Source organism: Gluconobacter oxydans (genome assembly GCF_006539685.1).
In the GTDB taxonomy this organism is placed as follows: Bacteria; Pseudomonadota; Alphaproteobacteria; order Acetobacterales; family Acetobacteraceae; genus Gluconobacter; species Gluconobacter oxydans.
In genome coordinates, this window is sequence record NZ_BJNM01000002.1 from 188,886 (window position 1) to 199,640 (window position 10,755).

The 10,755-nt window shown below is 61.9% G+C and carries 15 protein-coding genes and 1 other RNA gene; 9 read left to right on the forward strand and 7 right to left on the reverse strand.

Annotation, left to right across the window (positions count from 1 at the left end; genetic code table 11):
* Positions 1–2: 2 nt before the first annotated feature.
* The 4 genes from GOX01_RS01810 to efp are packed head-to-tail and all read right to left on the reverse strand — an operon-like array spanning position 3 to position 3,389.
* Positions 3–1,139, reverse strand: coding sequence for a hypothetical protein (locus GOX01_RS01810; protein ID WP_011251825.1), 1,137 nt, complete (start codon positions 1,137–1,139; stop codon positions 3–5).
* Between the two features lie 21 nt (positions 1,140–1,160).
* Entirely contained in the window at positions 1,161–1,928 is a 768-nt protein-coding gene (locus GOX01_RS01815) for an OmpA family protein (RefSeq protein ID WP_011251824.1), read from the reverse strand.
* Positions 1,929–1,988: 60 nt separating this feature from the next.
* Positions 1,989–2,816: an inositol monophosphatase family protein gene (locus tag GOX01_RS01820; protein ID WP_011251823.1), complete on the reverse strand. Its 828-nt coding sequence runs from the start codon at positions 2,814–2,816 to the stop codon at positions 1,989–1,991.
* Between the two features lie 6 nt (positions 2,817–2,822).
* Positions 2,823–3,389 (reverse strand): elongation factor P, encoded by a 567-nt coding sequence (efp, locus tag GOX01_RS01825; RefSeq protein WP_011251822.1) that lies wholly within the window; start codon positions 3,387–3,389, stop codon positions 2,823–2,825.
* 215 nt (positions 3,390–3,604) lie between these two features.
* Here efp and GOX01_RS01830 point away from each other — a divergent pair, with 215 nt between their 5' ends.
* Positions 3,605–3,913, forward strand: a complete 309-nt coding sequence (locus GOX01_RS01830) for a carboxymuconolactone decarboxylase family protein (RefSeq protein ID WP_011251821.1) — start codon at positions 3,605–3,607, stop codon at positions 3,911–3,913.
* Between the two features lie 25 nt (positions 3,914–3,938).
* Here GOX01_RS01830 and GOX01_RS01835 read toward each other — a convergent pair whose 3' ends face one another.
* Complete coding sequence (locus GOX01_RS01835; RefSeq protein ID WP_011251820.1) at positions 3,939–5,009, reverse strand: lysine-2,3-aminomutase-like protein; 1,071 nt, start codon at positions 5,007–5,009, stop codon at positions 3,939–3,941.
* Positions 5,010–5,062: 53 nt separating this feature from the next.
* Here GOX01_RS01835 and epmA point away from each other — a divergent pair, with 53 nt between their 5' ends.
* The 3 genes from epmA to GOX01_RS01850 all read left to right on the forward strand — a co-directional run bounded on the left by epmA (position 5,063) and on the right by GOX01_RS01850 (position 7,433).
* Positions 5,063–6,058, forward strand: a complete 996-nt coding sequence (gene epmA / locus GOX01_RS01840; protein WP_034954554.1) for an EF-P lysine aminoacylase EpmA — start codon at positions 5,063–5,065, stop codon at positions 6,056–6,058.
* A 104-nt stretch (positions 6,059–6,162) separates the two neighbouring features.
* A complete protein-coding gene (locus tag GOX01_RS12985) occupies positions 6,163–6,591 on the forward strand; it encodes a hypothetical protein (RefSeq protein WP_024717203.1) in 429 nt (142 codons plus the stop codon).
* Positions 6,592–6,647: 56 nt separating this feature from the next.
* Positions 6,648–7,433 carry a fasciclin domain-containing protein gene (locus GOX01_RS01850; protein ID WP_024717202.1) on the forward strand — a complete coding sequence of 262 codons (786 nt, stop codon included), beginning with the start codon at positions 6,648–6,650 and terminating at the stop codon, positions 7,431–7,433.
* Here GOX01_RS01850 and GOX01_RS01855 read toward each other — a convergent pair.
* Positions 7,404–7,982 carry a thiamine phosphate synthase gene (locus tag GOX01_RS01855; RefSeq protein ID WP_062268769.1) on the reverse strand — a complete coding sequence of 193 codons (579 nt, stop codon included), beginning with the start codon at positions 7,980–7,982 and terminating at the stop codon, positions 7,404–7,406. The two genes, GOX01_RS01850 and GOX01_RS01855, sit on opposite strands and share 30 nt — an antisense overlap.
* On the reverse strand, positions 7,969–8,286 hold the full coding sequence (locus GOX01_RS01860; protein WP_131973774.1) for a hypothetical protein: 318 nt from the start codon (positions 8,284–8,286) through the stop codon (positions 7,969–7,971). The genes GOX01_RS01855 and GOX01_RS01860 overlap by 14 nt, the downstream gene beginning before the upstream one ends.
* 149 nt (positions 8,287–8,435) lie before the next feature.
* On the opposite strand from GOX01_RS01860, the gene GOX01_RS01865 reads away from it, so the two are divergent.
* The 5 genes from GOX01_RS01865 to GOX01_RS01885 all read left to right on the forward strand — a co-directional run bounded on the left by GOX01_RS01865 (position 8,436) and on the right by GOX01_RS01885 (position 10,616).
* A complete protein-coding gene (locus GOX01_RS01865) occupies positions 8,436–8,669 on the forward strand; it encodes a hypothetical protein (RefSeq protein WP_049750714.1) in 234 nt (77 codons plus the stop codon).
* A gap of 3 nt (positions 8,670–8,672) precedes the next feature.
* Positions 8,673–9,017, forward strand: coding sequence for a cell division protein ZapA (locus GOX01_RS01870; protein ID WP_011251813.1), 345 nt, complete (start codon positions 8,673–8,675; stop codon positions 9,015–9,017).
* Between the two features lie 49 nt (positions 9,018–9,066).
* A non-coding RNA gene (gene ssrS, locus GOX01_RS01875) (6S RNA) lies at positions 9,067–9,223 on the forward strand.
* A complete protein-coding gene (locus GOX01_RS01880) occupies positions 9,210–9,797 on the forward strand; it encodes a 5-formyltetrahydrofolate cyclo-ligase (protein ID WP_011251812.1) in 588 nt (195 codons plus the stop codon). Before ssrS ends, GOX01_RS01880 begins: the two co-directional genes overlap by 14 nt.
* 3 nt (positions 9,798–9,800) lie before the next feature.
* Positions 9,801–10,616, forward strand: a complete 816-nt coding sequence (locus tag GOX01_RS01885) for a TIGR00282 family metallophosphoesterase (protein WP_011251811.1) — start codon at positions 9,801–9,803, stop codon at positions 10,614–10,616.
* The last annotated feature ends 139 nt before the right edge of the window (positions 10,617–10,755 follow it).

The following is a 10,755-nucleotide window of genomic DNA, read 5'->3' on the forward strand; positions in this document are numbered from 1 at the left end:
GATCAGCCCTGCCTGCCGGGAGGGGGCGTCGTGCTGCCGGAGGCCGCCGCGATCGTGCGGGCCAGAACGCGCAGATCGTTGCGAAGCTCTCCGATTGTCTGGGCGCGGCCTTCATGCAGTTCCTGGATCAGGCGGCTGAGATGCGTCTCGATCCGCAGGAGCGCCGTGCCCTGAGAGCCCGGACCTTCATCGCCCATGTGACGCAGAAGGGCGGTCTGGGTTTCGGCCGTGCGGGTCATGAGCGTCTGGTTGGCAGCAAGCAGATCCGTCATGCCGCGCAGGCGCTCCTGCAGGCTGTCGAGCATGTGCAGTTCGCGGACGCGGTTTTCCTCGCTGCGGGAGACGGCGTTCTGCAGCGTTTCCAGATTTTCGGCCGTTTGTTCGAGCAGGGCCTGAACATAGGCCGGAACGGGTGCGCCGTCGCTGTCGATGGACGTGCTGCCGCTGACACGCGTGACACCAGCCAGCCACTCTTCCAGTTCGTTGAAGAAGCGGGTCTGGGCCTGTCCGGCCGTGAGATCCAGAAAGCCGAGAACCAGTGCGCCGGCCAGACCGAACATCGAGCCAGAGAACGCCGTGGACATACCAGCCAGCGGTCCGGCCAGTCCGGTTTTGAGCTGGTTGAACATGACGTCCATGTCCCCGCCGCCTGCGGACATCCCGCCGATGACGGACGCAATGGAACTGACCGTCAGCAGAAGTCCGTAGAACGTGCCCAGCAGACCCAGGAAGATCAGGAGCTGCGTCATGTAGCGGGAGATTTCCCGGCTTTCATCCAGACGCGAGGACAGGCTGTCGAGCATGGCCTGTGTCGTCTGGGTCGAGAGCGTCAGGCGGTCCGTGCGGTTGCGGGCTGCCAGCATGCTGGCCATGGGCGCGAGCAGGCGCGGGGCCTTGGGCGCGGCCAGACCGGCGCGGGGCTGACGCAGGAGCTCAACCCACTGCACTTCCGGCATCAGGCGCTGGACGACATGAAGGTTCCACAGGATCCCCATCAGGAGCACGCCCAGGATGATGGCGTCGAGCTTGGGGTTCGCGTTGAAAGCATGGAGCAGGGTCGTGCCCATTGTCGCGGCCAGAAGGCCGACCGCGACAAGGAAAACGGCCATTCGCAGCAGGTAGGTCGTAGGACGTGTCACGGCGTGTCTTTCCTGATTTTATTATGGCATGCCGTTTGCGGAAGAGGCGGGGGTGTCGGTGGGATTTGTCTCGATGACAACATCCAGCCGGTCAGCAGGTGCAGTGTCTCCCGCATCCGGACGCCCCAGCGCGCGGGGGTAGAGGCGGGTCGTGGCGACACCTGCGTGAATGAAGATCGAGCGGACAGCGAGCGCCCTTGCCAGCGCGATGCGGCGCGGCATGGACACGTCATCGCCGGGCAGTGCCGCGTAAGCCATCAGCACGACGCGCTGCTCGGGATGGTGGGAAAGCTCGGTTCCGTAGTCCTGAAGCGCCTTGAGGCTGTCTGCGTTCAGCGCTTCGCTTCCGCTCGGGAAAAGGACCCGCATCCCGCCATCAGGGAGCGGCGCCGTATGGCTGGCCGCGTCGGCAACGGCCGTGACTTCGGCGGGCGGGACGGGAGGGTGAATCTGGACGGGGACGAAAGGCGGGGGCAGGACGACTGGCGGCGGCGGAGCAGGGGGAACGCCAGGAACGGTCGTGTGCGTCGGCGTGCTCCGGACGGGCTCTGCCGTGGAGGATGCTCCCGCTGCGGGCGGTGCTGCCACGGGGGCCGGGGCCTTTGCTGCAGGCTTCTGGACGGCGTATCCTGCCGGATGCGTCGTCGGGGCTGGTTTTTTCGCGGAGGGGGCTGTCTTGGCCTGAGGCAGATCATCCAGATTGCTGGTGACCTGCGCCTGTGCGGCGGACAGCGGAAGGCAGGCCAGAAAGGCCGCCAGAGGAAGGGAGAAGGGGATCGGCCTGTACATGTCAGGCCGATCCTAGACGAGGCCTCACGACTCCCGCAATGGGAAGTGAGGGCAGTTTCGTCAGCTCCGGTTCAGGGCCTCGTGCACAAGGGCGCGCAGGGGGCCGTGAAGGTTGGTGTTTCCGGCAACGACATTGACGTCGTCGGGGAGGTCATGGAGTTCGGTTCCGTCCGGATCGGTCGCATAACCACCGGCTTCGCGCACCAGAAGCAGACCGGCTGCGCAGTCCCAGGGCTTGATGCCGAATTCCCAGTAACCGTCATAACGGCCGGCTGCGACCCAGGCGAGATCCAGGGCTGCGGCACCGAAGCGGCGAATCCCGGCAACCTGAGGCATCAGGGCGCCGAGAACACGTGCGAACGGCAGACGGCTGCTGCTCGGGACTTTCGCGAAGGGAATGCCGGTTGCGAACAGGGCTTCGTGCATGTTGCGGCGACCGGAGACACGAAGGCGGCGTTCGTTGAGGAACGCGCCCACGCCTTTTTCGGCCCAGAACATCTCGTTGGCAGCGGGGTTGTAGACAACCGCGGCAGCCATTTCGATCGTTCCGTCCGGCAGTTTGCGCTGAAGGCCGATGGAAATGGCCCAGTGCGGGATGCCGTGCAGGAAGTTCGTCGTGCCGTCCAGCGGATCGACGATCCAGCGCCAGGTCCAGTTGTCCCCGCCCGAAGCACCGCTTTCTTCCATCAGGAAGGCGTAGCCGGGACGGGCGCGGCTCAGTTCCTCGCGGAGGATGGTTTCGGCGCGCAGGTCTGCCTGGGAAACGAAATCTCCGGGACCCTTGATGCTGACCTGAAGCTGTTCGACCTCTGCAAAGTCACGGAGCAGACGGCGCGAAGCCTTCTGTGCCGCGCCCTGCATGACGGCCATGTGCGGGGAAAGACGCATGCTGGATCAGTCCTTCGCGCGTTCGACGTAGGATCCGTCTTCCGTGCGGACAACGATGCGCTCACCGGCTTCAATGAACGGCGGGACCAGCGTCTTCACGCCATTGGACAGCATGGCGGGCTTGTAGGACGAGCTGGCCGTCTGGCCCTTGACCACCGGGTCGGCTTCCGTGACTTCCAGCGTCACGTGCGGCGGCAGTTCCACGCCCACCGGGTCGCCTTCGACCAGCTTGACGTTCAGCGGCATGTTGTCCTGCAGGAAGGCAAACTGGTCGCCGAAGATGTCCTTGGCGAGGATCAGCTGCTCGAACGTTTCCGGGTCCATCAGGACGACATTGTCACCGTCCATGTAGGAATAGGTATAGTCCTTGTCTTCCGTGACCAGACGCTCGACGGAATCCGCCGTTCTCCAGCGCTCGTTGGTCTTGTTGCCCGTCTTGAGGTCGCGCATTTCGACCTGGATGAAGGCGCCACCCTTGCCCGGGGTGATGATCTGCTGCTTGAGAACCGTCCAGCGGCGGCCATCGTGCTCGATGACCTGGCCGGCCCGGATAAGGTTGGCTTGCTGTTTCATGCTTGTGTCCTGATGACCCTTGGGTAGGGATTTTCTGTCACGTCTTGTGGGCTTCTAGCGCCGCACGGGGGCTGGAAGCAAGGCCAAGGGGCGCGTGACGGTTTGCAGCTTCAGGAAAGTGTGAAGGGCAGGGGGCTTGGGACATGACGGCGGACAGGTCATGTCAGACTGTGTGTCTGTCCTGAAGGTCAGGGCGAACCGCAAGGAGAAGCCGCATGTACGATATGAAGAACCTCTCGCGCATTTCCCATCTTGAAGCCAATGCCTCCAAGGGCATGGATGCCTTCTGGCAGTTCGACCGTGCTGCATTCGAGGAAGGCGAAGTCAGCGCCCTGACCAAGCAGCTCGCCGCCGTGGCCGTCGCACTGACGACGCAGTGCCCGTATTGTATCGAACTGCATGTGAAGGCCGCGCGCGAGGCCGGTGCGACGGATGCGCAGCTCTCCGAGATCGCCCTGGTGGCCGCCGCCATCCGTGCGGGCGGGGCCATCACCCATGCCACTCACATGTTCGACGCCAAATAAAGCGGCTTCAGTTTTATGGGGCGTGTCAGGTGAAGCTGCACGCCTCTCCATCGGGCGTTGAGACCGTGCCCGGAGACGCGGGGTCCAGATATTCCGGCCCGATCGGGACTTTGCCCCGACCACTCGGGATATCCAGAACATAGGTTGGCCATGCCAGTCCCGTGACCCGCCCGCGTAGCTGTCTCAGCAGGGCCTGACCCTGCGCGACCGGGACGTGGAAATGTCCTGTTCCGGCAGCAGCATCGAGATGGTGCAGGTAATAGGGTTTGACCCGTGCCTTGATGAGCGCCCGCAGCAGGGCTTCCAGACTTTCAACCGTATCATTGACCCCGCGCAGCAGGACGGACTGCGAGAGCACCGGAATGGCGCGGGACAGAACGGCGCGGATGGCTTTTGTCGCGTGCGGGGTCAGTTCGCTGGCATGGTTGGCGTGAATGACCAGCCACATGGCGCGGTCCGTCTCCATGGCATCCAGAAGCTCTTCCGTCATACGGGCCGGGTCGGCGACCGGCACGCGGGAATGGATGCGGATGGTCTCGATATGCGGGATGCCGGACAGGGATTGCACGATATGCTTCAGCCGGCGCGGGGCCAGCATGAGCGGATCGCCGCCTGTCAGAATGATTTCGCGGATATCGGGATGCTGCCGCACCCAGTCGAGCGCGGTTTCAAGCTGTGCATTGCTGAGCAGTCCACCGCCCGGACCGACATGCTCGCGTCTGAAACAGAACCGACAGTAAAGCGGGCAGACCAGCAACGGCTTGAGCAGGGCGCGATCTGCATAGCGGTGCACGATGCCGGGGACGGGCGAGAGAGCATCATCGCCGATCGGGTCGGGGTCTTCGTGGGGCAGGGTCACGAGTTCGCGGGCGTCGGGGATGACCTGTCGGGCGATGGGGTCGTCCGGATGCGTAATCAGGTCCCGGAAGGCGGGGGGAATGGCCATCGTGAAGCGCTCGCCCACCGCTTCGAGCGTTGCACGATCGGCTTCCGTCGCCAGCCCTGCGTCGATCAGGTCGGACGGTGTACGAAGCGTGTGACGTTTTGCAGAAGGTCCCGCGGAATGTTGCGAGGCTGTCTTGACCATATCATCCATGTGATGCCTCTAGCGGTGCGGGTCCCGGTTTTGCAACAGGAGCGAGAGACGTCATGACCGTATTGTCTGCTGATCCGGGCCGGATCGCCGAGCGCCTGCCTCTGCTTGAGCGGCGTGCGCAGATGGTCAGATCGGTTCGGACTTTCTTTGAAGAACGCGGATATCTGGAAGTCGAAACGCCTTTCGCGGTTCCTGTTCCGGGTGAAGAAGTTCATCTGCGCTGTTTCAGGACGGAGCTTGAGCGGCCGGATGGCTCCCGTGAAGCGCGTTTCCTGCATACGAGTCCGGAATTCGCGATGAAGCGCATTGTCGCGGCGACGGGACGGCCCGTGTTCCAGATGGCGCGTGTCTGGCGCAATGGTGAGGCCAGCAATACGCATGCCCCGGAGTTCACGATGCTCGAATGGTATCGTCCGGGCGCGGATCTGTCGTCGCTCATGGATGAAACCGAAGCCTTCCTGCGCGCGCTTCTGCCGCCCGTGGTGCATCGGGGGATGGATGTCATTGATCTGTCACTACCCTTCGAGCGGCTGACGATGCAGGCTGCATTTGCACGCTATGTGGGGGCGGATCTGCTGGGGACGGCGGGAAATGCCGAAGCCCTCGCCAGGCAGGCGCATGTTGGTCTGCGGAACGGGGAGAGCTGGGAGGACCTGTTTTTCCGGCTTCTTCTGGAGCGTGTGGAGCCCATGATCGGGCGTGAGCGTCCCACATTCCTGACGCACTGGCCGGCGGAACAGGCGGCACTCGCACGCCGGGACCCGGAAGACGGGCGCGCGGCGCTGCGGTTCGAGCTTTATGTGAGCGGACTAGAGCTGGCGAACGCCTTTGAAGAACTCACCGATCCGGTGGAGCAACGCGAGCGTTTTGCAACGGATCGTAAGCGTCGTATGGAACTGTCGCCGGATCAGGACTGGGCAGTGGACGAGGCGTTTCTGGCGGCTTTGCCGGATCTGCCGCCCTGTTCAGGAATTGCGCTCGGGTTTGACCGGCTGGTCATGCTGGCAACCGGAGCGCCGCGGATCAGTGACATTTTGTGGTTGGCCTGATCTTTTCGGAACTTGCAGGAGTTTTAATCCTTCTTTTGCGTCAGAAGGGCTAGAACGTGTCGAAAGAGGAACATGACCGCATTGCCGCGGCACAGTCGGGGAAGATGATGATGAAAAAAGTTGGATTGCTGTCTGTCCTGGCGCTGCTGGGCCTTTCAGCTTGCGAAGTCCCCACCCTTCAGCAGCGCAAGGTTCTGGATTCCATGGTTGGCAAGTCCGAAGTGGACGTGTTGCGTCAGTTCGGTGTTCCGACCCGTAACTACGATGCCCAGGGCCATACGTTCCTCGCCTATATCGATAACGAAACGCAGTATTCTCCCGGCGGTGGCTGGGGCTGGGATGGCTGGGGCGGCGGTATGGGCGGCTGGGGCGGCGGCTGGGGTGGCATGGGCGGCTGGGGTGGCGGCTGGGGCGGCATGGGTGGATGGGGTGGCGGTTTCCCGTCGACCTATTACAACACCAGCTGTCAGACGACATTCGAGCTGGTCAGCGGCAAGGTCGTCGGATGGACCATGCGCGGGGACGGGTGCTGATTCGGCCAACCTGCTCTATGGTCGTTTCTCCCGCTCACAGGATGGTGCGATCAGGCATGGATGTGCGACTCGATGTTTTCTCTTCAGGACGGTTTCCGCGCTGGGGGAAGGGACTGAAACTCGGCGTGGGGCTTCTTCTGGGGGCCTCGCTCTCCGCCTGTGGCGATCCTGACTGGCAGGGCACTGACTGGACGAAGAACTACCAGGACAACTTCGAGACCCAGATCAGCGCCCGCGCAGCCCTCATGTCTGGAAGCACCGATCAGGCCTATCAGCCCAGCCCGGACGGCACGCCCAACAGTCCGGTGGCCTATCATGCGCCGCCGATGCTGTCTTACGAAGACCATCCGCTCAATGAGAACATTGCGGGATCGCTGGAACTCGCCGATTACGTCAAAGCCATTCAGGTTACGAAACTGGATCCCTGGATCAGCGGTCCGGGTCCCTATACGCTCTTTGCCATTCCCAATGCCGCCATGGAGCGCCTGAGCGCCCGCTGGCCGGGTGGACTTCTCGCGCCCGCCAATCGCGGGCAGCTCACTCACATTCTGGGCTACACGATTGCATACGGGAAATGGGATGAGGCGGCTCTGCGCAAGGCCATCCAGCGCAATCATGGTCGCGCCATCGGGCTGAAGACCCTGTACGGGGATCTTCTGGGTGTGCAGCTTTCCCCGCAGACGGGCGAACTGATCCTGGAGAATACGGCGGGTCAGACCAATCGTCTGGGGAGCAGGTCTTTCCCCCAGTCCAACGGCGTTCTCTACTTCACGCAGGATACGCTTCTGCCCGTTCCGGTGCTGAAACCGGTGTCAGCCGGCAGCAAGAACGGCCATCGCTGAAAACCGCTCCGCATCCTTGCCATCGAACTGGAGTAGGATGGCAAGGAAGTCGGCGCCTGCCGTGATGGCGGACGAGGCGTCTTCCGTGTTCCGGATGTTTTCGGCGACGCCTGGCAGTTCCATGACGGAACTCCACCATTTCACGAGCTCCAGATCGCCGGGCGGAAACGCGACGTAATCGGCGCCCGATTCGCCAGACTTCATGGCGTCGTCGCGATTGGTACACAGACAGCCGACCGGCATGTCGCTTCCAACCGTCTTGCGCAGGCTTACAAGGTCCTCGACGTTGGCCACGTGAAGTCCGTCACAGATCCCCAGAAGGGATTTCGGCGTGTCAGCCAGCGATCCCGCGACTTCCAGGATCATGGCGACACCATTGGCATGCAGCAGGTCCACGAGCTGTGAAAGCTGCGTTGCCTCCGGGGTCCATCCGGCGGGGATGCGAAGAGCCGTTATTTCGGGCAGCACGAGGATGTCGCGGAGCACCTCGAGGGCAGCGTCCGTCTTAAAACCGGCGGGCAGAACGGGGTAGAGATCACAGGCTGTCATGGGGACGTTCTCGCAGATTGTGGCGGCGGGAGCTAGGTGGACGGAAAGTCAGGATACGTCCGCGATAATCGTTATATGTTTCCAGCGCGCGGAACTGGGCAGGGTTGACCCGGCAGATGGCCCAGCCGATCCCGGCATCCAGCGCCTGCCGGGCGATTGCGGGCGATGCGCCGCAGTCCAGAATGGATTGTCCTGCCCGTGATCCCACGACTTCGAGCCACCATGGGACGCCAAACGCGTTTCCCGCACTTTCGGCGGAGAGGGCAAGAAACGGTTTATCCCAGGACAGAAGCAGTTGATCCATCTCCTGACGGGACGGAATCATAAAAACAGGGTAGTGAACGGGCAGGGATGTCCTTGACCCCGTGCCGGGATCGGGTCTTTCCTGATGGTCTTGCCGGAGCGGGTCTGTATTGGGCATTTTAATCGGGCATTTACTGGCAGAATGAGTGCATGAACGGAAAGATCGTGGCGGTAAACGAGACAGGTAATGGGCAGGACGATAAAGCGGTTGAACGTCTTGAGGAAGCGATGATGCGGATTGCCGCTGCCTCCGAGCGTCATCTGCTGGCGAAGGAAGCCTGCGAGCGTGCGCTCCATTCCGCTCCTGATCTTTCGGAGTTCGCGGCCAATATCGACGCGCTGTGCGCCCGCATTCAGGGCGTGCTTGACAGGAAGGAGGGCTGACCGATGGGACAGGTATCCATTCGTCTCAATGGTTACGTCTACAATGTCGGGTGTCAGGATGGCGAAGAAGCCCATCTCTATGACATGGCCCGTCATGTGGAAGGCTGGCTCCAGCGGGCGCGGACCCTGGGCGGGGCCGCAAGCGAATCCAAGACGCTCATGATGGCCGCCCTGCTGATGGCCGATGAGATTTTCGAGCTGAAACGCCGGCAGATATCACCCCAGGCCGAAACGCAGATCCAGCAGGCCGAGCAGCTCCTTCGGCTTGAGGGGGCACGGCAGGACCGTCTGGCACGTCTGGCGGGGCAGGCTGAGCTTCTGGCTGCGGAACTCGAGCGCGCGTCCTGATTCTACAACGTTTACATTGAACATCGGGCCGGACAGTCTAATATAGGTCGTGGAGCTGCCTGGTGCGTCAGGCAAATCATCCCCCGGGCCGATAAGCATTCCTTAGGGAACTGGCTCTGTCGTGGCCCTGGTCACGTTAACCGGTGCCCACCTGCACTTGCAGGTCTAGGAGGGCTGAAAAGACCAACGGCTTTGGCGGCTCCACAGATTTCCGACCTCGACCTTCTGAAAAAAGACCTGCGCCTGAAAATGGCCCAGCTGCGACAGGCCGCTTCTCCTGATGACGAGGCGGCGTTGCGGAAATTTCTCCTGAAAGAAATTCTGGCACGACCGGCTCACAGGATCGCTGCGGTCTGGCCACTGGCCGGAGAAGTGGATCTCCGACCTCTCTGCCACGCTCTTTCGGCGTCCGGACGGCAGGTTCTGCTGCCGGAAACCACGCCCAAAGGCTCTCCCCTGATCTTCCGGCGATGGACGCCTGCCGGCATCATGACGGCCGGCCGCTTTGGGACATCGCATCCCGAGGGTGAAATCGATATTCCGGATCTGGTTCTGGTGCCGTTTCTGGCCTTCGACGCTTCCGGCTATCGGCTCGGATATGGCGGCGGCTATTACGATCGCACTCTGGCCATGCTGGATGTGCCGGCAATCGGTTTCGGCTTTGCCGGACAGCAGGTCGAGCGTGTTCCCAGAGGTCCTTACGATATTCCGATCCCGGCAATTGTGACCGAGCGCGGGATCATCAGGACCGATCCTTCCAAAATCACTATGAAAGACTGACTGTTGAGACTGCTGTTTCTTGGCGACATTATCGGGCGTAGCGGGCGTGAAGCCATAATCCGGAACCTGGCCGACTGGCGCCAGAAACTCTCGCTGGATCTGGTGGTCGCCAACGGAGAGAACGCGTCACACGGATATGGCCTGTCTCCCGATATTGCCAAGAACCTGCACAATGCCGGTGTCGATGTGATCACGCTGGGTAATCATGCGTGGGATCGGCGGGACATGATCGGCTATATCAATCAGGCCCCCCACATCGTCAGACCCGCCAATTATCCTGCTGGCACACCGGGGCAGGGGAGCCATATCGTCGAAATCAGTCGTGGACGCCGGGCGCTGGTCATCAATGTGATGGGCCGCATCTTCATGGATCCGCTGGATGACCCCTTCCGCGTCGTCAGCGAAATCCTCTCCCGGCATCGTCTGGGAGTGACGGTCCATGCGATCCTGATCGATGTTCATGCAGAAGCCACCAGCGAGAAAATGGGCTTCGGGGCTTATTTCGACGGCAAGGCTTCTGTCGTGGTGGGGACGCATACGCATGTTCCAACAGCCGATCACCGTATTCTGCCTGCGGGCACGGCGTATCAGACGGATGCTGGAATGTGCGGCGACTACGATAGCGTGATCGGAATGGGGAAGCCTGCCTCATTGCACAGACTGGTTCGCAAGATTCCCGGGGATCGGCCGCAGCCGGCAGAAGGGGAGGCGACGGTTTGTGGGCTGATGGTGGAGACAGATGACGCAACCGGCCTGGCCCGGAAGGTCGCTCCGCTGCGGATGGGTGGGCACCTGGCTCCCAACTGGCCGGACTTCTGAGAAAAGCAGAAAAATTGAGAAAAAACCGACTTTATTCGAGTGCGATTCGCAATGAATAACGGGGGTTAGTCTTTTTTGCCGCAGAAAACCGGCATTTTCCCTGTTGATAAGTGCCTTGTGAATTCTGTTTGACACTCTG